Origin of the sequence: Thioalkalivibrio sp. K90mix, assembly GCF_000025545.1 — a bacterium.
Classification (GTDB): Bacteria; Pseudomonadota; Gammaproteobacteria; order Ectothiorhodospirales; family Ectothiorhodospiraceae; genus Thioalkalivibrio.
In genome coordinates, this window is the sequence record NC_013889.1 from 566,455 (window position 1) to 588,017 (window position 21,563).

Below are 21,563 nucleotides of genomic sequence, written 5' to 3' on the forward strand. Positions count from 1 at the left end.
CGATTTTGACTGATGGGGTACAGGAAGGCTTCATGAAACGTATTGCGCTGTTTCTGGCGACGAACTTCGCCATCATCATCGTGCTCAGCATCACCCTGCGCCTGCTGGGTGTGGAGCGCATCCTCGACGAGGAGGGGGTCAACCTCGATCTCAATGCGCTGCTGATCTTTGCCGCGGTATTCGGCTTTGGCGGATCCTTCATCTCGCTGGCCATCTCCAAGTGGATGGCGAAGAAGACGATGAAGGTCCACGTGATCGACAAGCCGCGCAATGCCACCGAACAGTGGCTGCTGGAGACGGTGCAACGCCAGGCCCGTGAGTCCGGGATCGGCATGCCGGAGGTGGGCATCTATGACTCGCCGGACCCGAACGCTTTTGCCACCGGCATGAGCAAGAACAATGCGCTGGTCGCGGTCAGCACGGGGCTGATGCAGAACATGAGCCAGGGCGAAGTCGAGGCCGTGCTGGGTCACGAGGTCGGGCATGTGGCCAATGGCGACATGGTCACGCTGGCGCTGATCCAGGGGGTGGTGAACACCTTTGTGATCTTCCTGGCGCGCGTGGCCGGGCACTTTGTCGACCGCGTGGTGTTCAAGAACGAGTCCGGTCATGGCCCGGCGTTCTGGATCACCACCATCGTGACCGAGATCATCCTGGCGATCCTGGCCTCGATCATCGTCATGTGGTTCTCGCGTCAGCGCGAGTTCCGTGCCGACGAGGCGGGTGCGAAGCTCGCCGGTCGCGAAAAGATGATCGGCGCACTGGAGTCGCTGGCGCGCGCTTCGGGGCGCCCGGTGGACATGCCCGATCAGATGGCGGCCTTCGGCATTCGCGGGGGCATGGCCCAGGGGCTGAAGAAGCTGTTCATGAGCCATCCGCCGATCGAGCAGCGCATCGCGTCGCTGCGAGCGAACAGCTGATTCGCTCTATTGAACAGTGTTTCCCTGGCATCCGGCAGGAACGCGGAAGGCCGCCGACAGGGCGGCCTTCTTCGTTGGGGGCTGGTTACTCGCAGGATGCGTTGAGCGCCGCTAAACGCATCAATAATAACGTCCGCGGCCCGGCTGACCACCCGCGGCCAAGGCCGCATCACCCACAAACGGATTGCTGCGGCGCTCTTCCCCGAAGGTTGATTCCGGGCCGTGTCCGGGCACAAAGCGTACATCGTCGCCCAGTGGCCAGAGGCGCCGGGTGATGGACTCGATTAGTTGCGGCCCGTTGCCGCGCGGGAAGTCGCTGCGGCCGATGGCGCCATGGAATAGGACATCGCCCACCAGGGCGAGGCGACTCTCGCGGTCGAAGAACGCGACATGCCCCGGGGTATGTCCCGGGCAGTGCAGCACCTCGAGCGTGACCTTGCCCAGCGGCAGTTGTTCGCCATCTTGCAGCCAGCGATCCGGAACCAGTGCGGGCAGCTCGGGAAACCCGAACATCTGACACTGCATCGGTAGCTGATCCAGCCAGAAGGCATCCTCAACCTGAGGGCCCAGGATCGGGATATCGCAGCGGCGCGCCATCTCGGCGGCGGCCCCGACATGATCGAGGTGGCCATGGGTCAGCAGGATGCAGTCCAGCCGGACATCCTGCTGTCGTGCGATCGCGATCAGCGTGTCGGGCTCGGCCCCGGGGTCTACCCAGGCGGCCACGCGGGTCTGGTCGCACCAGATCAGGGTGGCGTTCTGCGCGAGTGCGGTAACGGGGTGGCTCAGGTGCTGGAGCATGGGGGTGTGCAGATCCGTGACGAGAACGCGGATTGTGCCCGTTTTTGATTCGTGACGAGAGTCCGGGAATAGAATACGCGCGCCTGCGTCTTAAAGGGTGTGCAGGTCTTCAGAAAAAGCGGTCAAGCGGAGCAGCCCGAGAGTACGACCCCCTGCGTACGAGGCTGCTTGACAAGAAGATCGTTATATTAGAAGATTTGCATACGCTGATTGCTGTCCCCCCTGGCAGCGTCAGCAGACTCCTCCATCCTCCTTTGGTGGTTTTCTTGGCGCGGGCTTCGACCCGCGCTTTTTTTTGCCCGGAATTCGCATTCCGTCAGTGTTTCCCTAACATGGCAACGATGCCCCGGCTCCCGAACACCTGATGCCCACACGTCTGAACAGTCTGCGCAATGCGGTGTTGCTGTTTGTCCTGCTGCCCCTGTTGCTGGTGGTCGGTGGCACGGTGACGCTCGGGCTGCAGGAATTCCAGACGCAAATGGAAAACCGCATGCAGGCCGATATCGAGCTGGTCGCGCGTTCCATTCGACTGCCCGTCGCCACTGCGATGATCGATCAGGACGTGACCACGGTGCAGCAGTCGCTGGATTCGTTGTTCCAGATCGACCAGGTGTTCGGCGTCTACGTCTACGATGCCCAGGGCGACATGGTCGCCACCAGCGGGCCGCCCAGTCCCACCATTCGCCACCCGGGCGAGGCCCAGGCGATCAGCGAGACGGGCAGCCTTGGTGCCTTCGACGAGCATCAGGGGCGCGAAGTGTTCTCGTTCTTCCTGCCGCTGTCGGATTCCGCCGGGCGCATCGTCGGCCTGCTGCAGGTCACGCGTGACGTCTCGCCGTTTCGGGCCTATGTCTCGCAGCTGCGCTGGCAGGGGGGGCTGGTGATGCTGGCGGTCAGCGTGCTGTTCCTGCTGGTGGTCCTGATCGGTCACCACCGCGCCGTTGGCCGCCATGTCGCGCGTCTGATCGGTGCCATGAGGGATATCGGCGACGGCCAGCGGGGGCTGCGGGCCCCGGAGAAGGGTCCCTGGGAGCTGCGCCGCCTGGCGATCACGATGAACGGAATGCTCGAGCGCCGCGAGGCCTCCGAAGCGGCATTGCAGGCGCAGCGCGAGGAACAGGCGCGGCTCGAGGAAAAGCTGCGCCATTCGGAAAAGCTGGCGGCCATTGGCCAGCTGGCAGCCGGGGTCGCGCATGAGCTGGGGACACCCCTGGGCATTATCGCCGGTCGGGCCCAGCGCGCGTCGCGGCGGTTGCCCGCGGACGACCCCGCGCACAAGGAGATGAAGGAACTGCAGGCGGAACTCGAGCGTGTGGAGACTATCGTCCGCCAGCTCCTGGATTTCGCGCGGCGCAATCCGTTGCAGCAGCGCCCTCTGGAGTTGCAGGGCCTGGTCCGCGAGATCGTGGCACGCGTACAGGAACGTGGCAAAGGGCGCGAACAGGTGCGCTTTGATCTGGACGGCGGGGCGTTGACCGTGGCGGCGGACCGGCTGCGTCTGGGGCAGGCGCTGGAGAACCTGATCGACAATGCCGCGCAGGCCGCGGCCGAATGTGTGCAGGTGAACTGGCGCTGTCAGGGCGACACGCTCGAGTGTGTGATCGCGGACGATGGTCCGCGCGCGGGGCGCGGGATCTCCGACGAGCAGGCCGAGCGCCTGTTCGAGCCCTTCTTTACGACCAAGCCGACGGGGGAGGGGACCGGCCTGGGACTGGCGGTCGCACAGGTGGCGCTGGAGGACCATGGTGGGCAGGTGAGGCTGGATCGTGACGATCCGCAGCTCACGCGTTTTGTGGTCACGCTACCGCTCGCGTCCGGCGCCTGTCGCGACAGACAGCCGGAACCGTCCGCGGCGGAGCCGGTCCAGGACGGGCAGGCAACAGGTGGAGGAGCGGCATGAGCATGTCCCCGAGTGACGGGCTGAACGATCGCGTACTGGTGGTCGAAGACGATCGGGGCCATCGCGAACTCCTGGCCGAGGAGCTGGCCGAGGTGGGTTACGCGGTCACTGCGGTGGAGACGGCCGAGGAGGCCGAGCAGGTACTGCGCCAGCAAACGGTTTCCCTGGTGGTCAGCGACCTGCGTCTGCCCGGTGCCGATGGCTTCCATGTGCTGGAGGTGGCGCGCGACACGGTGCCGGTGCCCGGGTTCATCATGCTCACGGGCTTCGGCACGATCGATCAGGCCGTGACGGCGTTGAAGGCGGGTGCGGACGACTTCTTGACCAAGCCCGTCGATCTGGAACACCTGCGTCTGGCGGCCGAGCGAGTGGCCGAGGCCCGTCGGCTGCGTGCGGAGGTACGCCAGTATCGTGAGGCCCTTGCGGGCGACGAGAGCTTTCATGGCATGCAGGGCAAGAGCCCGGCGATGCTCAAGTTGCACGATCTGATCCGGCGTATCGCCGCTGCCGACGGCAGCGTACTCATCACAGGAGAATCGGGCACGGGCAAGGAGCTGGTTGCCCGTGCCCTGCATGCGGAGAGTGCCCGCGCGGAAGGCCCATTCATCGCACTGAACTGTGCGGGCATCCCGGAGACCTTGCTGGAGTCGGAGCTGCTGGGGCATGTCGCCGGGGCGTTCAGCGGCGCGAAGGGCGCGCGCCGCGGCCTGTTTACCGAGGCCGACGGCGGCACGCTGTTCCTCGACGAGATCGCCGAGATGCCGGTGGCCATGCAGAGCAAGCTGCTGCGGTTGCTGCAGGACGGGCGTGTCCGACCGGTCGGTTCCAACGAGGAGATCGAGACGGACGTGCGCATCGTGGCCGCCACCCATCAGGACCTGCAGGAACGTATCCGCCACGAGCAGTTCCGCGAGGACCTCTATTATCGTCTGGAGACCTTCCGTATCGAGATCCCGCCCCTGCGCGATCGCGGTGACGACATCGAGCGCCTGGCGCAGCAGTTCCTGCGCGAGCAGGCGCTGGCGCGCGGGCTGCCCGTGCGCGAACTCAGCCCGGAGGCCATGCGTGCCCTGCTGCGCTACGGCTTCCCCGGGAACGTCCGCGAACTGGCCAGCCTGATGGAACGCGCGGCGACTCTTGCATCCGGTGAGGTGATCGAGCTACGCGACCTGCCCGAGCGTGTGCGCCAGTCCGGGACCGCTGGCGGCTCGGGTGTATCGCCCGGGAATGTCGCTGGAACCGACCTGCCGATACCCGGCACCGGTGATGACAGCCATTGGCCCAGCCTCGCAGAGGTCGAGCAGGCCTATCTGCATCGGGTCCTGGAGCATGTCGAGGGCAACAAGCAGCGCGCCGCGCGCATTCTGGGGATCGGGCGCAAGACGCTTTATCGCAAGCTGGGCGAGAGCGAGTCGGATTCCTGAGCGCCTTTGCTCGGCGCCTCTCCACGGTTTACGGCCGGCTGTATCGTGAGCCCTTTCACCTCGCCCAACCCTGGATGGGCCGTACTGACCCGGGTCGCCCTGACCCATGTGTCGTTTTGACCCGCATCTCCCTGTGACCCAGGCCCACCTGGTGCCCGTTTGTGGGTTAATAACTATCGGAAAATAAAATCGTTTTTATTTTTCGGCCGTTTTTGGCACGGCTTCTGCTACTTCCTTGGGTGCAGTCAACCGAAAGCCAATCGAGCCGTTCCGTTGGCTGTGCTGAAACCTCAAATGAAGGAGAGAAGCACAATGTCGACTTTCCGCAAATCCGCTCTTGCAATCGCGATGAGTTCCCTCTTTGCCCTCGGCGGTCTGAGCGCCGCGCAAGCCATGGGCGAAGGTGCCGAGGCGCCGGATGAAGAAGAGGCGCAGGAAGAACAGGGTGGTATGCCGCCCCAGATGATGGTCCAGGCGGGTGAGCCTGCCGCGCCGCCGGCCGATGATGACGACGAGGATCGGGACGGTGGTGGTATGCCTCCGCAAATGGCCCAGGCCGGTGAACCGGCTGCTCCGCCCGCGGATGACGACGAAGACGAGGGCAACGGCGGTATGCCTCCGCAGATGACTCAGGCTGGTGAGCCTGCTGCCCCGCCCGCGGACGATGATGATGAAGACCGCGAAGGCGGTATGCCGCAGATGGCCCAGGCGGGCGGCGCTGAAGCCCCGGCTGGCGATGATGACGACGACGAAGACGACGCCCCGGATTGGTAAGGGGCTAACGGGCAAGCCGGGCAGTGTTCGTCTGCCCGGCCCCCATCTCTGAGGCAGGAGCCTCGAGATTTTTTCACCCAGAGGAAGAGGTAGACACGATGAGCTTTCGCAAGACCGCACTCGCATTCGCTTTGACTTCCATGTTCGCGATCGGTGGCGTGGCGACCGCGCAGACCGGCGATATGGGTGGTGCCCAGGGTGGCGCCGAGGGTGCCCCGCCGCAGGGTGGTGCCGAAGGTGCGCCTCCGCAGGGTGGTCAGCCGCCGGAAGGTGGTGCCCAGGGTGGCCAGCCGCCTGAAGGTGGTGCTCCGCCGGAAGGTGGTGCTGCTGGTGCCCCGCCCGCTCAGCAGGCCCCTGAGGTTGATCTGAGCGAAGAAGATATCGACACCTTCGTGGGTGCCTTTGTGGCAGTCCAGGAAGTGCGCGAAGACTTCGCCAACCGCCTGCAGGAGGCCGAGGACGAAACCGAAGCCCAGTCCATGCAGCAGGAAGCCCAGGACGAAATGGTCAGCGCTGTTGAAGACGCCGGCATGACCGTCGAGGAATACAACGAAGTGGCCATGGCCCTGCAGAACGATCCCGAACTGATGCAGGAAGTCCAGGAGCGCGCCGAAGCGGAGATGTAATCCATTCCCGCTCCGGACCCCGGGCCTCGTGCCCGGGTCCAGAAAGGGCCGGCCTTCGTGCCGGCCTTTTTATTGTTTTCTGTTACGGGATGTTTCCGGAAAGGAGCCATGCTCGCTCCTGAAAGGACATCTCATGGGTGCGAACTCACACGGGTTCTCTCGGGACGTGCAGATTAATCAGTGTGTCCCTTGAACCGCGCGCCGGGAAGCGCTATTCTTGCGCGCTTTCTGAATCGCCCCGACATCGGAGCATCAAGACATGAGCACCATCAGCGCCAAGCCGGCTGAAGTCGAACGCGACTGGTTCCTGGTCGACGCCGCGGACAAGACCCTCGGCCGCCTCGCCACGGAAATCGCGCGTCGCCTGCGCGGGAAGCACAAGCCCGTCTACACGCCGCACGTGGACACTGGCGATTACATCGTCGTGATCAACGCGGAGAAGATTCGCGTGTCCGGCAACAAGGCCAGCGACAAAAAGTACTTCCGCCATACCGGCTACCCGGGTGGGATCAAGGAAGCCAATTTCAACCAGATGATTGACCGTCATCCGGAGAAGGTGCTCGAGCTCGCCGTGAAGGGCATGCTGCCGCGCAACCCGCTGGGCCGCGCCATGTTCAAGAAGCTCAAGGTGTACTCCGGTACCGAGCATCGCCACACCGCGCAGCAGCCGCAGCCGCTCGACATCTGACGGCTAAACAGCAAGGGAAATCGATCCGTATGGCTACCAATCAATACTACGGCACCGGCCGTCGCAAGACCTCCTCGGCCCGCGTGTTCCTGCGCCCGGGTACGGGCAACATTACGGTCAACGACAAGCCGCTGGACGAGTTCTTCGGCCGCCAGACCTCGCGCATGGTCGTGCGTCAGCCGCTGGAGGCCACCGAGTCCACCGAGAACTTCGACGTGATTGCGACCGTGGAAGGCGGCGGCGGCAACGGACAGGCCGGTGCCATTCGTCTGGGCATTGCCCGCGCGCTGGTGCAGTACAACGAAGACATGCGTTCGCCGCTGCGTCGTGGTGGCCACCTGACCCGCGATGCCCGCGAGGTCGAGCGAAAGAAGGTCGGCCTGCGCAAGGCCCGCCGCGCGACCCAGTACTCGAAGCGCTAAACGGCGCTCGAGTGCCGGCGCGTACGGCACCCGGTTTACTGGGGGATCGTCTAGCGGTAGGACTACGGACTCTGACTCCGTCAACCCAGGTTCGAATCCTGGTCCCCCAGCCATCCATAGAAAAGGGCCCCCTCGTGGGGCCCTTTTCTATGGATATTTGAGCGAGCCCAGGGTTCGAACCTGGAAGGTTCGGCGGAGCGCAGCGAAGCACTGCACGCGCAGCGCGCGTGCAGCCCCGCAGGGGTGAGGCGGCGTAGCCGCCGAATCATCCTGGTCCCCCAGCCATCCATAGAAAAGGGCCCCCTCGTGGGGCCCTTTTCTATGGATATTTGAGCGAGCCCAGGGTTCGAACCTGGAAGGTTCGGCGGAGCGCAGCGAAGCACTGCACGCGCTGAGCGCGTGCAGCCCCGAAGGGGTGAGGCGGCGCAGCCGCCGAATCATCCTGGTCCCCCAGCTATGACGGTGTGCCCCTCGAAGGGGCTCACCGCCATGTGCTTTGGACTGGTCACTACTTTAGGGGAGGGCCCCCTCGTGGGGCCCTTTTCTATGGATATTTGAGCGAGCCCAGGGTTCGAACCTGGAAGGTTCGGCGGAGCGCAGCGAAGCACTGCACGCGCAGCGCGCGTGCAGCCCCGCAGGGGTGAGGCGGCGTAGCCGCCGAATCATCCTGGTCCCCCAGCTATGGCTGCGTGCCCCTCGAAGGGGCTCACAGCCATTTGCTTTGGACTGGTCACTACTTTAGGGGAGGGCCCCCTCGTGGGGCCCTTTTCTATGGATATTTGAGCGAGTCCAGGGTTCGAACCTGGAAGGTTCGGCGAAGCGCAGCGGAGCACTGCACGCGCTGAGCGCGTGCAGCCCCGCAGGGGTGAGGCGGCGCAGCCGCCGAATCATCCTGGTCCCCCAGCTATGACGGTGTGCCCCTCGAAGGCCCTTGCGGGGAGGGCATCGCGATACGGCTATTAATGCCGCTGCGCTCCCTTCCCTCGTCCCAAAGTCGCTACACTCCTTCTGTCGACGCCTCGCCACCCGCATCCGCGGGAATTCTTGCGGCCCCTCTGCGTCGAACCCTTCAGGAATGGCGCGAACGTCGACTCGATATGCGTCAAACAAGACCAAAAAACAGGAGAGGAGAGAGTCCATGTCGGTACCTGACAACCCCTACGAGCCGGTCAGCGTCGATACCACTGCCCACGAGGTCGAGGGCGCGGATACCTGGTACATGATCGGGATATCCGGAATCCCGGACCCGGACAACGAGGGGCACACCTCGAACGCGGGGTTCGTGGTGACGGACGAGGGTGTGGTGGTCTACGACGCGCTGGGGACGCCTCCGCTTGGGTTCGAGATGATCCGGCGGATCAAGGAGGTTACGGACCAGCCGATCAAGTACGTGATCGCCGGGCATTATCACGCGGACCACATCTATGGCCTGCAAGCGTTCGCCGATCACACGGACGCGAAGATCATCGGCCAGTCGCGCGCGAAGGACTATCTTGACAGCCCCGGGGCCGCCGCACGGCTCGAACAGCGCCGGGGCGTGCTGACACCCTGGGTCGACGAAGACACCCAGATCATCCCGCCGGACGAGTTCTTTGATGACGAGTACGTGATCGAGCTGGGCGGCAAGACGTTTCGTTGCGTACACGCCGGCCCGGCCCATTCACCGGATGACATCATCATGGTGGTTGAAGAGACGGGGGTGGTCTTTGCCGGCGACATCGTGTTCGACGGCCGCATCCCGTTCATGGGTGATGACGCACTGGACTCGGAAAACTGGGTCAATCGTCTGGAAGAGCTGATGGAGATGGACCTGAAGTTCCTGGTCCCAGGGCATGGCGACGCCACCGACGAGGCCGCACGCGCAGTGAAGTTTACCCGTGACTATATCGCCTATCTGCGTGAACACATGGGCGCGGCAGTCGAGAATATGGATTCCTTCGACGAGGCCTATGCGGCAATGGACTGGTCCGACTACGAAGACCTGCCGGCCTTTGAGGAGACCAACCGCAGTAACACCAACGCCGTTTATCTGGAGATGGAAGAAAAACTCTTCTGATCTCGACCACTCGCGGTATGCCGGGCCGTAGCGCCCGGCAAAGGAGTCTCCGCATGACGCTGCATATTGACCCCGGCCTGCTGACGGCCATCCTCTCGCTGGGTGCCGGCATCCTGATCCTGATCTGGCCCCGGCTGCTGAACTACATCGTGGCGATCTACCTGATCGTGATTGGTGCGGTGGGGCTGCTGGCCTACCTGTAACGCCGGGACGCCAGAAGCCGAGCACCGACCTGCGCGGCGAACGGCAGGTACTTTGGTGCCCAAAAGCATGGACGAAGAGTGCGACTTCGTGCGCCTCCCGCACGGAGCCGTTACTCTTTGCGCTCATTCTGATCGGGGGGCCAAGCCTCAATGACCGCCGAACGCGTTCGAGAAATACCCTATAACTACACTTCATTCTCCGACCGCGAAATTGTCATCCGCTTCCTGGGTTCCGATACCTGGGACCTCCTCAACGAACTGCGTGGGGAACGCCAGACGGGTGTGTCCGCGCGCATGCTGTTCGAGGTGCTTGGCGACATGTGGGTGGTCGCCCGCAACCCGTATATCCAGGACGACCTGCTGGACGACAAGAAGCGCCGCAAATCGCTGATCGATGCGATGCAGCATCGCCTGGACCAGATCCGCAAGCGTGCCGACGGCAACGAGAAGGCGCTGACGCTGGCGCGCCGTGCCCAGGCCGCGGTGACCGCATTTGCCGACGAGTTCCAGCAGACGCTGGAGCTGCGCGAGCGTGTGCGCAAGCGTCTGAAGGGCCTGACACACAAGGACAACATCCAGTTCGGGGGCCTGGCCCGTGTCTCCCACGTCACCGACGCCACCGACTGGCGCGTCGAGCTGCCGTTCGTCGTGCTGACGCCGGACTCCGAGGAAGAGATGGGGCCGCTGGTCGCCGCCTGTATCGAACTGGGCCTGACCGTGATCCCGCGTGGTGGTGGTACCGGCTATACCGGCAGTGCCGTGCCGCTGTCCAAGCGTTCCGCGGTCATCAATACCGAAAAGCTCGAAGGGATCGGCCCGGTCGAGCGTCGCCCGCTCCCGGGTGTTGATCAGGACGTGGCCGTCGTGCGTGTCGAGGCCGGCGTGGTGACCAAGCGCGTCTCCGAGCTGGCCGCCGAGAACGGGCTGGTGTTCGCGGTGGATCCCACCTCGCAGGATGCCTCCACCATCGGCGGCAACGTCGCGATGAACGCCGGGGGCAAGAAGGCCGTGCTCTGGGGAACCGCGCTGGACAACCTGGCCTCCTGGACGATGGTCACCCCAGAGGCCGACTGGATGCGGGTCGAGCGCCTGGACCACAACCTCGGCAAGATCCATGACGCGGAGATAGTGCGGTTTCGCATCACTCGCTATGGCCCCGACGGTCGTACCCCCAGGGGCGAACCCGAGACGCTGGAAATGCCCGGTGCGCGCTTCCGCAAGGTCGGCCTGGGTAAAGATGTGACCGACAAGACCCTGATGGGCGTTCCGGGTATCCAGAAGGAGGGCTGTGACGGGCTGATTACCTCGGCCGAGTTCATCCTGCACCGGATGCCGGACAACATCCGCACGGTTTGCCTGGAGTTCTACGGGACCGATCTGCACCAGGCCGTCCCGGCGATCGTCGAGATCAAGGACGCGGTGGATGCCGAGGACGGCGTCCTGCTGGCGGGGCTGGAGCACCTGGACGAGCGCTACGTGCGCGCGGTCAAGTACACCCCCAAGGGTGCCCGCGGCGAGCAGCCGAAAATGGTGCTGATCGCCGACATCGTCTCCGACAACGAGGATGCCCTGGGCAAGCTCGCCGCCAAGATGGTGCGTGCCGCCAATGCCCGCAACGGCGAGGGCTTCATCGCCGTGAGCCCGGAGGCACGCAAGCGTTTCTGGGCCGATCGTGCGCGCACCGCCGCGATTGCCCACCACACCAACGCGTTCAAGATCAACGAGGACGTGGTGATCCCGCTGGAGCGACTTGCCGAGTACACCGAGGGGGTCGAGACCCTGAACGTGCGCGAGTCACTGAAGAACAAACTGGCGATGGTCGACGAGGTGCTGGAGTGCATGCGCGGCGACCACCCCGAACTGCGCGAACTGCTGGAGGATACCGGCGGCGAAGGGCAGCAGTGGTTCGAGGCCAAGCGCGAACGCGCGGTGGAGAAGCTCGAGGCGGTGCAGAAGCGCTGGAAGGCGATCGCGGACAACTTCTTCACGCTGGCCTCCGAGTGCGACGAGCTGCTGGACGAACCCGCCCGCGCCGATCGCCGTGACCACGACAAGCTGATCAACCTCTTGCTGCGGCGCAGCCTGCGCATCTCCTATCGCGCGGAGGTGGAGCGTCCGCTGTTCGAGATTTTCGACGGTCATCAGATGGAGTCGGTGCGCAAGCGCCTGGCCGCAATCCACGACCGTGTGCTGACGAGTCGGCTGTTCATCGCCCTGCACATGCACGCGGGTGACGGCAATGTGCACACCAACATCCCGGTCAACTCCAACGACTACCAGATGATGCACCAGGCCGAACGCCTGGTGGATGACGTGATGCGTCTGGCCCGTGAGCTGAACGGAGTGATCTCCGGCGAACACGGGATCGGGCTGACCAAGATGCAGTATCTGGAGCCCGAGCGCATCGAGTCGTTCGCAAAGTACAAGCAGCAGGTCGACCCCAATGGCGTGTTCAACGCCGGCAAGCTGCTCGAGGGCTCCGGGCTGTCCAACGCCTACACGCCGTCCCTGCGCCTGGTGAAGCAGGAGGCGCTGATCCTGGAGCAGAGCGAGCTGGGCGATCTCAACGACGAGATCAAGGACTGCCTGCGCTGCGGCAAGTGCAAGCCGGAGTGCAATACGCACGTTCCGCGGGCCAATCTGCTGTACTCGCCACGCAACAAGATCCTGGCGACCGGGCTGATCGTCGAGGCGTTTCTATACGAGGAGCAGACCCGCCGAGGTCTGTCGCTGCACCACTTCGACGAGATGAATGATGTGGCCGACCACTGCACGATCTGCCACAAGTGCCTGAATCCGTGCCCGGTTGACATCGACTTCGGCGACGTGACCATGCACATGCGCTCGATCCTGAAGAAGAAGGGCAAGCGCAAGGCCACGCCGGCAACGATGATGTCCATGGCGTTTTTGAACACCAAGGACCCGTCCAGGATCAAGGGCATCCGCAAGGGTGCGATCCAGTTGGGGTATGCCGCCCAGCGGCTCGGCCATTACACCTTCAAGAAGCTCAACCTGCTGGGCGAGGGCAAGCGCCCGCGCTCGACCACGGGCAAGGCGCCGATGCACGAGCAGGTCGTGCACTTCGTGAAGAAGCCGATGCCCGCAGGTCTTCCGAGCCAGACGACGCGGCAGATGCTGGGACTGGAGGATTCGCGCTACGTGCCGATCCTGCGCGATCCGGTCAAGACCGATCTCGACTCGGACGCGGTGTTCTACTTCCCCGGCTGCGGCTCCGAACGCCTGTTCAGTCAGGTCGGCCTGGCCACGCTGGCCATGCTCTACGACGTTGGCGCGCAGACGGTTCTGCCGCCCGGCTACCTGTGCTGTGGCTACCCGCAGAACTCCAACGGCGACTTCGACAAGGGCTCGCAGATCACCACCGAGAATCGGGTGCTGTTCCATCGCGTGGCGACCACGCTGAACTACCTGGACATCAAGACCGTGGTGGTCTCCTGCGGCACCTGCATGGATCAGCTGCTCAAGTACGAATTCGAGCGCATTTTTCCGGGCTGCCGGCTGCTCGATATCCACGAATACCTGATGGAGAAGGGCGTGAAGCTCGAGGGGCTCAAGGGCGTACAGTACATGTACCACGACCCTTGCCACTCGCCGATGAAGTCGCACAAGCCGACCGACGTGGCAGGAAAGCTGCTGGGCCAGGAAGTGCTGCAGTCCAACCGCTGCTGTGGCGAGGCCGGCACCTTTGCGGTCAGCCGTCCGGATATTGCCACCCAGGTGCGCTTCCGCAAGCAGGAAGAGCTGCACAAGGGTATCCGTCAGCTCACCGGCGAGGACAAGGCCGAAAACGGCAACGTCAAGCTGTTGACCTCCTGCCCCGCCTGTCAGCAGGGCCTGTCGCGCTACCGCGACGACACGGGGCTGGACACCGACTACATCGTGGTCGAGATGGCCAACCGCCTGATGGGCGAGGGCTGGCAGAAGGGCTTCATCGACCGGGCGCGCGAGGGCGGCATCGAGAAGGTCCTCCTTTAGGGGGGGCGACGCTGCGGCACCAGGACGGGGGCAAGGCCCACGCCTGGAAAGCCGCGTATGGTTGGCTACAATCGGGGCAACCGGGTACCCTGCCAGAACGTGCATCGCGGGATGTGCGTTCCGGGTCGGGACCCGGAGGGCTAAAGGGCGATTCGTGGGCCGCAGTTCGCGGACGCCCATCGTCAACCAAGGGAGTTCGCATGATCGTTCGTTTCGCTCGCCCCCGAGTGGCCCTGGTGGCCCTGTGCCTGAGTCTGGCCGGAGCCCCCATCGTGGCCTCGGCCCAGCAACCTTTTGTGGAATTCCCTGGCCGCCCGCTCTATGAACGCTTTGGCGTCGAGGCGGTAGATCTGTTCGATCTGCGCGGCCAGTTGTCGGGCTCCACCGTGGTCGACGTTCGCCCCCGGCTCGAATACGACATCCTGCATATCGAGGGCGCTCATCACGTCGATCTCGACAGCGAAGACTTCGATCAGCAGATCCTGGCGCTGGAAGAGGAACACGGCAGCCCGCTGGTGTTCTACTGCAACGGTCGGCAGAGCTATGCCGGCTACCGTGCGGCTGCCCGGGCCAACGAGCTTGGCGTGGCTGCGGCACAAGCTTACGATGCCGGCATGCAGGACTGGGTCGAACGCTACCCAGGGCTGGCTCGTTTCCGTGGCGAGCCCGCCAACGAGGTCGAGGACGAGTTGATCAGCGAGGACGCCTTCGAGGCGCGCGTGCTGGCGGCCGATGCGTTCTCCCGGCGCGCCCGCCAGGGTGAGGATGTCGTCGTTGTGGATATCCGCAGCCGCGGCGAACGCGACGAGATCTCGCTGTTTGGCGGCCGCGAGGTCGGAGCGCCTCTGTCGGATATCAGTGCCCTGGATCGCATCGTGGATCAGGCCCGACGCAACGAGCAGACCCTGTTGATCTTCGACCAGTATGGCCAGCAGGTCCGCTGGTTGCAGTATCACCTGGAAGAACTCGGAGTGGATGACTACTACTTCCTGGAGGGGGGGCTGCAGCGGTTCTATGACGAGGTCATGGCACGCTGATCCAGGGCGCGCATTGTAGTTCGCATAAAAAAGGGGCCGGAATCGATGATTCCGGCCCCTTTTTGCTGGAACGATATCAGCGCCGAAAGATTGCGAGAACGATCGAGATCACCACGCTGATGATGATCATCGTGGTGATCGGAAAATAAAAGCGGGCGTTCTCGCGTTCGATCACGATGTCGCCCGGCAGGCGACCCCAGGGCATCTTGCCCAGCCAGGGCCACAGCAGGCCGATCACGACGATCAGCCCGCTGATCACGATCAACCACTTACCGGTTTCGCTCATCGGTGGGAGCGCTTACTTGGCGGTCATCTCCTCGACGCCTGCGGGCGAGCCCACGAGCATCACGTCCGCCGGGCGGCGGGCGAACAGGCCGTTGGTGACGACGCCGGCGATATGGTCCAGCTCCGACTCCAGCTCCACCGGATTCATGATACGCAGGTTGTGAACGTCGAGGATTACATTGCCGTTGTCGGTCTTGAAGCCCTCGCGCAGCTCCGGGTTTCCGCCCAGCTTCGACAGGGCACGGGCCACATGGCTGCGCGCCATCGGGATCACCTCGACCGGCAGCGGGAAGGCCCCCAGGTAATCCACGACCTTGGTCTCGTCCACGACGCAGACGAAGGTCTTGGACGCCGCCGCGACGATCTTTTCGCGGGTTAGCGCACCGCCCCCGCCCTTGGTCAGGTGCAGGTGCCGGGTGGCCTCGTCAGCCCCGTCGACATAGATCGGAAGGGGGCCGGCGGAGTTCAGGTCCAGGACCTCGATCCCGTGCCCGCGCAGGCGTTCCGCGCTGGCCTCGCTGGAGGCCACTGCACCGTCGATCTTGCCCTTGATCCGGGCCAGGGCATCGATAAAGTAGTTCGCGGTCGAGCCGGTGCCGACACCCACGATCCAGCCGCTTTCGATGCGTTCGAGCGCGGCCTCGGCGACCGCCTTCTTCATTTCGTCCTGAGTCATTACGCTGTCTCGTCTGTCCTGTCCATAACCCAACGAGGATACCGACTGGCGCGCAACCGAGACAAGCATGATTCGCGCCGTGCTATCGTTCCGGCCATGACAGTCCCCTACCTTGAGAAAATCCTCACGGCACGCGTCTACGACGTCGCGCGCGAGACGCCGCTGGAGGTCATGCCGACGCTCTCGCAGCGACTGGGTTCCAGCATCTGGCTCAAGCGCGAGGATTTGCAGCCGGTGTTTTCGTTCAAGCTGCGCGGGGCCTACAACAAGATTGCGCAGCTCACGCCCGAGCAGCGCAAGAAAGGCGTGATTGCCGCGTCCGCCGGCAACCATGCACAGGGCGTGGCGCTGGGGGCGAGCCACCTGGGAATCAAGGCCGTGATCGTGATGCCGGTGACTACCCCGTCGATCAAGATCGATGCCGTGCGCCGTTTTGGCGGCAAGGCGGTGCTGCATGGCGATTCTTTCGACGAGGCGGCCGCGCATGCGCGGACCCTGCAGGAGAAGCATGGCTATACGTTCATCCACCCGTTTGACGATCCGGACGTAATCGCCGGGCAGGGCACCGTGGCGATGGAGCTGCTGCGTCAGCACTCCGCGCCGCTGGATGCGGTGTTCGTCTGCATCGGTGGTGGAGGCCTGGCGGCGGGCATGGCCGCCTACATCAAGCGTCTGCGTCCGGAGATCAAGGTGATCGGGGTCGAGCCGGACGATGCCCCGTCCATGTACAAGGCGCTGCAACAGAATCGTCGCGTCACGCTGAAGCAGGTCGGGATCTTTGCCGACGGTGCCGCCGTGCGCCAGGTGGGCAAGGAGACCTTCCGCCTGGTGCGCGAGCTGGTCGACGAGGTCCTGCTGGTGGACACCGATTCGATTTGCGCGGCGATCAAGGACATTTTTGACGATACCCGCGTGCTGGCGGAGCCCGCGGGTGCGCTGGCCGTGGCCGGGATGAAGCAGTACATCGCCCGCGAGGGGATCACGGGGGGCGATTTTGCCGCCGTGCTGAGCGGGGCCAACATCAATTTCGACCGGCTGCGTCACGTCGCCGAGCGCGCCGAGATCGGCGAACACCGCGAGGCCCTGTTTGCGGTCACCATTCCCGAACGCCCGGGGAGTTTCCGACAGTTCTGCCAGGCCATCGGAAAACGCGGCATCACCGAGTTCAACTACCGCTACGCCGATGATGAACGCGCCCATGTGTTTGCCGGCATCAAGCTGGAAGGGGGCGATGCCGAGCGCGAGGCGATTCGCGAGACACTGGAGGCACAGGGCTACGAGGTCATGGACATGACCGAAAACGAGGTGGCCAAGCTGCACCTGCGCCACATGGTTGGGGGCCATGGCGGCGAGGTCCGCAATGAACGCCTGTACCGCTTCGAGTTCCCCGAGCGCCCGGGGGCCCTGCTGAACTTTCTGACCCATATGGGCCAGACCTGGAACATCAGCCTGTTCCACTACCGCAACCACGGGGCCGCCTACGGCCGCGTGCTGGTGGGGATGCAGATCCCGGCCGAGGATCGCGCGCGCTTCCGCGAATTCTTGAAGGAAGTCGGCTACCCGTGGCACGAGGAGACGGGCAACCCGGCCTACTCGCTGTTCTTGCGCTGATCGCGTTTCGGCTTAGGCGGCTATTGGGGGCACATCCTTGTGCCGCCCGTGTCCGCTAAAGCCCGAAGATCTCCGACTTCAGGTTCCACTTCGAGGCGAGGGTCTCCGTTGCATTGAGGAATTCCTCGGCGCGGGTTGGGTGGTTCCACTGGCCGCGGGCAATCCAGGACAGCGCGGTATCGCGATCGGGGGCCAGCGACAGGATGTGGATCAACTCGCCGGCGTCGGCGCCGATCACCTCGCCGCCCAGCAGGGCCCCGGTATCCATGTCGCCGATCAGGCGGACGAAGCCCTCCGGCTCGTCCTGGCCCAGCGCGCGCGGGGAGGTCTCGAAGGCGGCGAAGCCGACCGCCGGCTCCAGCTCCTCGTCCTCGGCGTCGTCCTCGTCGAGCCCCAAGCGCGCCATCTCCACCGCGGAATAGATCGCGATCGGTACGAAGCGCTCGTCCTGCTCGCGGGTGTTGCCGTTCTGGATGTTCTCCACCGCGATGGTCGCGTCCGCCAGGGCATGGTTCGCGGTCTGCCATTCGCTCGCGACATCGCCGATGGCGTAGATGGTGTCGATATCGGTCTGCAGGGTGGGGCGGCGCTTCACGAAGCCGCGGGCGTCGGTTTTCACCCCGATTTCGTCGAGGTTCAGGCCCTCGGTATGCGGGGTGCGCCCGGTGCCGAGCAGGACCCAGTCGACCTCGAAGGTGTTGCCCTCGGCGTCGGTGATGACCACGCCAGCCTCGGAGGTCTCGACCTTGTCATATCCCTTGACCCGAACGGGCTCGATGCCGTCCGCGGCCAGCTGCTCCTTCAGCGTGCCCAGCGCCTGCGGGCTGAACTTCTGGGTGGACAGCGGCTTGGAGCGCGACAGCCAGGTCACCTTCTTGCCGAGATGGTGGAAGATCCAGGCGAACTCGGTGGCGACCACGCCGGAACCGATGATCGCGACGCGCTCGCCCGCCGGTGGCTTGTCGTTGAACAGCATGTCGGTGGTCAGTACGCGGCCGGGCTCGACCGCGAACGGGGCCGGGACGGTGGCGGTGGCGCCGGTGGCAATGATGGTGTGGCGAGCCTGGACGGTCTCGGTGCCATCCTCCGTCGCGACCTCGAGGGTCTCGGCATCGCGGAAGCGGGCAGTCCCGTGGCGGTACTGGATCTTCAGGTGCTTCATGTAGCCGAGGTAGGAGTCGCGCACGGTGGTCACGACCTCCTTCTGATGGTCCCAGGCGCGGGCCATGTCGGCCTTGAGGCGGCCGCTGATGCCGCGGCCCTCGAAGTGGCGTTGCGCGGCGACGGTGCGTGCGGTGTGGTACCAGTCCTTCTTCGGCACGCAGCCGCGGTTCAGGCAGCAGCCGCCCCAGTCGCCCTTTTCGACGATGACGACGTTGAGCCCGCGCAGGGCGCCCAGAACGGCGGCACGATAGCCCCCGGGGCCACTTCCGATGATGGCCAGGTCAAAGGTCTCGCTCATGGTGTCTACTCGGTCAGGTCAATGATCGGGTCGTGCCATTCCAGCCGGGTCAGCTTCAGCTCGAATACGCGGCCATCGGCCTCGTAGTCGAAACGTACCGGCAGGTGGCTGAGGTCGGGCGCGAACCAGGCGGAGAGTTCGATGTCGCTGTCCTGGCTCTTGCGCACCACGCGCACGGTCTCGATGCGACCCATCGGGGATTCGATCGTCTCGGTGTCGGCGTACTCGAAACGGTACTGGCGCAGGCGGTCACGTTCCAGGGTCTGTACCGTTTCGCCGTCACCCTCTCCGGCGAGGTCACCCGCCTCCAGACGCTGCATCATGAAGTACAGCGAGCCGAGAAAGTCGAGGGTATGCGGGGGCACTTCGATTTCGAAACGCTCGTTGTCTACATGTCCGATCGCGCGGTCTTCTTCCCAGTCGAAGCGAGTTTCGACCTTGCGTTCGCGGCGGGGCGTCACTTCGCGGCTGCGCGAAGTGACCAGCTGCAGGCCGACGTCGTTGGCGTTCATCAGCGCCTCGCGGCTCAGCTCGAAGCGACCGAGGATCCGCAGAAAGCCGGATACATGGGCATCCATGGCCATGCGGGTCTGTACATCCTCGTGGTTCAGGGTGATCCGCGCGTTCAGGGTGTTGCCCATGGCCTGGGCCTCGTAGCTGGCCGTGAATGGCGGCAGGCGCGGACCCTCCTGGGGCTCATTGGCGGCAGCGGACGCCAGCAGGGCCTGTCCCAGCAGGAGCAGGGCGGCCAGCAGGCTAGTCCGCGTCGCGCGGCACAGGGCTCCGTTCCTCGGGAGCTTCAACATCGGGTACTACCTCATTGGTTTCGAGCTGCAGCGGGACCGTCAGCGGGGTGTCGTCCCCGGTCACGATGCGGTCGCGCCACTGAATTTCCCCTGAACACAGGCGCCGCACGACCTCGGGATACAGCCGGTGTTCGGCGCGCTGGACACGGGTGGCGAGGCTCTCCGGCGTGTCATCGGGCAGGACCGGCACGCGGGCTTGCATGATCACCGGGCCGCCGTCCAGTTCGGGGGTGACAAAATGCACGCTGGCGCCGTGTTCGTCCTCCCCGTCGGCCAGCGCGCGGGCATGTGTGTCCAGCCCACGGTACTTCGGCAACAGGGAGGGGTGAATGTTCAACAGCCGTCCCGTGAAGCGATCGACGAATCCGGGGGTCAGGATGCGCATGAAGCCGGCCAGGATCACGAGATCGGGGTCAAAGGCCTCGATCGTCTCGGCCAGGTCTGCGTCAAAGGCCTCGCGCGATGGATAGTCGCGGTGGTTCAGGACGCGTGCCGGGATCGCGTGCTGTTTGGCGTAGGCCAGCCCGCCTGCGTCAGGGCGGTTGCTGATGACGCCGACGATCCGGGCCTGAATGTGGCCACTGTTGCAGGCCTTGATCAGGGCGCCGAGGTTGCTGCCGCGCCCGGAGATCAGGATAACCAGGCGTGGCAGGGACTCCGGGTTTGCGGGTCCGGTGGTACTGCTCATCGCGCGGCGTAGACCACCCCGGGGGCCGTGTCTTCGCAGTCCTCGATCACGCCGATCGGCCAGCTCGGGATGCCTGCACGGGCCAGTGTCGAACTGGCGGCCTCGACGCGGTCTTCGGGCAGGATCACGGTCATGCCGATCCCGCAGTTGAATGTGCGCAGCATCTCTTCCGGCGCGATGTCGCCGGCCTGTTGCAGCCAGTCGAACACGGGCGGCCACTGCCAGGCCTGCGGGTCGATGCGGGCGCACAGCTGGTCCGGCAGCACCCGCGGGAGATTTTCGGTCAGGCCGCCGCCGGTGATGTGGGCCGCCGCGTGTACCGGAAACTGTTGCATCAGATCCAGCAGCGGGCGCACGTAGATGGTGGTCGGCGCCATCAGGGCATCGCCCAGTGTGGTGCCTTCGGCCCCTGGCAGCGGGGCATCCAGGGCCGCGCCGGCGTGTTCCAGCACGCGCCGAATCAGGGAGTATCCGTTGGAGTGCGGGCCGCTGGAGGCCAGCCCGAGCACGACGTCGCCCGCGCTGACCCGAGTGCCATCGATCAGGGCTTCTTTTTCGGCAATGCCGACCGCAAAGCCCGCGACATCGTAGTCCTCGCCCTGGTACATGCCGGGCATTTCGGCCGTTTCGCCCCCGATCAGGGCGCAGCCGGCCTGTTCGCAGCCGGTGGCGATACCGGTGACGACATCCGCGGCAATGTCGACGTCCAGGTGCCCGGTGGCGTAGTAGTCGAGGAAGAACAGCGGCTCGGCCCCCTGCACCACGATGTCGTTCACGCACATCGCCACCAGATCGATGCCGATGCTGTCATGCCGCCCCGTCTCCTGGGCCAGGCGCAGCTTGGTGCCCACGCCGTCAGTGCCGGAGACCAGGACGGGCTGCCTGTAGCGATCCATCGGCAGCTCGAACAGGGCGCCAAAGCCGCCCAGCCCGGCCATGACGCCGGGGCGCTGCGTGCGGGCGGCATGTGGCTTGATGCGTTCGACCAGCTCGGCGCCGGCCTCGATGTCGACACCGGCCTCGCGGTAGGTCAGGCCTGAACGGGTTTCGGACATGGGTACCCTGGGTGGTTGGTGGCCGCATCCGGTATCCGGCGGCGCTCGCGGAATCCGGCATGGTAGCGAGGCGCCGGGGGGCGTGCAAAAAGTCGGGCACTGCAGGTTAGGGAAACACTGATGAATGTACACGCTC

General features: G+C 64.8%; 19 protein-coding genes and 1 tRNA gene. 13 read left to right on the plus strand and 7 right to left on the minus strand.

What is annotated here, in order from left to right:
* Positions 1-32: 32 nt before the first annotated feature.
* The gene (htpX, locus tag TK90_RS02650; RefSeq protein ID WP_012981948.1) at positions 33-920 is read left to right on the plus strand and encodes a protease HtpX; all 888 of its coding nucleotides are present in this window, start codon (positions 33-35) and stop codon (positions 918-920) included.
* A gap of 120 nt (positions 921-1,040) precedes the next feature.
* Here the strand turns inward: htpX and TK90_RS02655 are convergent, their stop codons facing one another.
* A complete protein-coding gene (locus TK90_RS02655) occupies positions 1,041-1,721 on the minus strand; it encodes an MBL fold metallo-hydrolase (protein WP_012981949.1) in 681 nt (226 codons plus the stop codon).
* 364 nt (positions 1,722-2,085) lie between these two features.
* Here TK90_RS02655 and TK90_RS02660 point away from each other — a divergent pair, with 364 nt between their 5' ends.
* From TK90_RS02660 to TK90_RS02705, 11 genes are all read left to right on the plus strand, one after another.
* Positions 2,086-3,621 carry an ATP-binding protein gene (locus tag TK90_RS02660; RefSeq protein ID WP_012981950.1) on the plus strand — a complete coding sequence of 512 codons (1,536 nt, stop codon included), beginning with the start codon at positions 2,086-2,088 and terminating at the stop codon, positions 3,619-3,621.
* Positions 3,618-5,045, plus strand: a complete 1,428-nt coding sequence (locus TK90_RS02665) for a sigma-54 dependent transcriptional regulator (RefSeq protein ID WP_017925835.1) — start codon at positions 3,618-3,620, stop codon at positions 5,043-5,045. The genes TK90_RS02660 and TK90_RS02665 overlap by 4 nt, the downstream gene beginning before the upstream one ends.
* Positions 5,046-5,357: 312 nt before the next feature.
* A complete protein-coding gene (locus tag TK90_RS02670) occupies positions 5,358-5,819 on the plus strand; it encodes a hypothetical protein (protein WP_012981952.1) in 462 nt (153 codons plus the stop codon).
* A gap of 98 nt (positions 5,820-5,917) precedes the next feature.
* Complete coding sequence (locus tag TK90_RS02675) at positions 5,918-6,445, plus strand: DUF4168 domain-containing protein (RefSeq protein WP_012981953.1); 528 nt, start codon at positions 5,918-5,920, stop codon at positions 6,443-6,445.
* 259 nt (positions 6,446-6,704) lie between these two features.
* Positions 6,705-7,133 (plus strand): 50S ribosomal protein L13, encoded by a 429-nt coding sequence (rplM, locus tag TK90_RS02680; protein WP_012981954.1) that lies wholly within the window; start codon positions 6,705-6,707, stop codon positions 7,131-7,133.
* Between the two features lie 29 nt (positions 7,134-7,162).
* The gene (rpsI, locus tag TK90_RS02685; protein WP_012981955.1) at positions 7,163-7,555 is read left to right on the plus strand and encodes a 30S ribosomal protein S9; all 393 of its coding nucleotides are present in this window, start codon (positions 7,163-7,165) and stop codon (positions 7,553-7,555) included.
* Positions 7,556-7,594: 39 nt separating this feature from the next.
* Positions 7,595-7,668, plus strand: a tRNA-Gln gene (locus TK90_RS02690).
* A gap of 1,025 nt (positions 7,669-8,693) precedes the next feature.
* On the plus strand, positions 8,694-9,611 hold the full coding sequence (locus tag TK90_RS02695; protein ID WP_012981956.1) for an MBL fold metallo-hydrolase: 918 nt from the start codon (positions 8,694-8,696) through the stop codon (positions 9,609-9,611).
* A gap of 53 nt (positions 9,612-9,664) precedes the next feature.
* Positions 9,665-9,814, plus strand: a complete 150-nt coding sequence (locus tag TK90_RS14580; protein WP_012981957.1) for a DUF3096 domain-containing protein — start codon at positions 9,665-9,667, stop codon at positions 9,812-9,814.
* A 150-nt stretch (positions 9,815-9,964) separates the two neighbouring features.
* On the plus strand, positions 9,965-13,807 hold the full coding sequence (locus TK90_RS02700) for a DUF3683 domain-containing protein (RefSeq protein WP_012981958.1): 3,843 nt from the start codon (positions 9,965-9,967) through the stop codon (positions 13,805-13,807).
* Between the two features lie 200 nt (positions 13,808-14,007).
* Positions 14,008-14,844, plus strand: coding sequence for a rhodanese-like domain-containing protein (locus TK90_RS02705; RefSeq protein WP_012981959.1), 837 nt, complete (start codon positions 14,008-14,010; stop codon positions 14,842-14,844).
* A 76-nt stretch (positions 14,845-14,920) separates the two neighbouring features.
* On the opposite strand, the gene TK90_RS02710 is transcribed toward TK90_RS02705, so the two are convergent.
* Positions 14,921-15,130 carry a DUF2905 domain-containing protein gene (locus TK90_RS02710; RefSeq protein WP_012981960.1) on the minus strand — a complete coding sequence of 70 codons (210 nt, stop codon included), beginning with the start codon at positions 15,128-15,130 and terminating at the stop codon, positions 14,921-14,923.
* A gap of 12 nt (positions 15,131-15,142) precedes the next feature.
* Entirely contained in the window at positions 15,143-15,805 is a 663-nt protein-coding gene (rpiA, locus tag TK90_RS02715; RefSeq protein WP_012981961.1) for a ribose-5-phosphate isomerase RpiA, read from the minus strand.
* A 96-nt stretch (positions 15,806-15,901) separates the two neighbouring features.
* Between rpiA and ilvA the strand changes: the two genes are divergently transcribed.
* Positions 15,902-17,416 (plus strand): threonine ammonia-lyase, biosynthetic, encoded by a 1,515-nt coding sequence (gene ilvA, locus TK90_RS02720; RefSeq protein ID WP_012981962.1) that lies wholly within the window; start codon positions 15,902-15,904, stop codon positions 17,414-17,416.
* 55 nt (positions 17,417-17,471) lie between these two features.
* Here ilvA and TK90_RS02725 read toward each other — a convergent pair whose 3' ends face one another.
* From TK90_RS02725 to purM, 4 genes are read right to left on the minus strand one after another with little or no spacing between them, the layout of a single operon-like run.
* The gene (locus tag TK90_RS02725; RefSeq protein WP_012981963.1) at positions 17,472-18,878 is read right to left on the minus strand and encodes an NAD(P)/FAD-dependent oxidoreductase; all 1,407 of its coding nucleotides are present in this window, start codon (positions 18,876-18,878) and stop codon (positions 17,472-17,474) included.
* Positions 18,879-18,883: 5 nt separating this feature from the next.
* Complete coding sequence (locus tag TK90_RS02730; protein ID WP_012981964.1) at positions 18,884-19,684, minus strand: DUF3108 domain-containing protein; 801 nt, start codon at positions 19,682-19,684, stop codon at positions 18,884-18,886.
* Positions 19,635-20,372: a phosphoribosylglycinamide formyltransferase gene (gene purN / locus TK90_RS02735; protein WP_012981965.1), complete on the minus strand. Its 738-nt coding sequence runs from the start codon at positions 20,370-20,372 to the stop codon at positions 19,635-19,637. The genes TK90_RS02730 and purN overlap by 50 nt, the downstream gene beginning before the upstream one ends.
* A complete protein-coding gene (purM, locus tag TK90_RS02740; protein WP_012981966.1) occupies positions 20,369-21,427 on the minus strand; it encodes a phosphoribosylformylglycinamidine cyclo-ligase in 1,059 nt (352 codons plus the stop codon). The genes purN and purM overlap by 4 nt, the downstream gene beginning before the upstream one ends.
* Between the last annotated feature and the right edge of the window lie 136 nt (positions 21,428-21,563).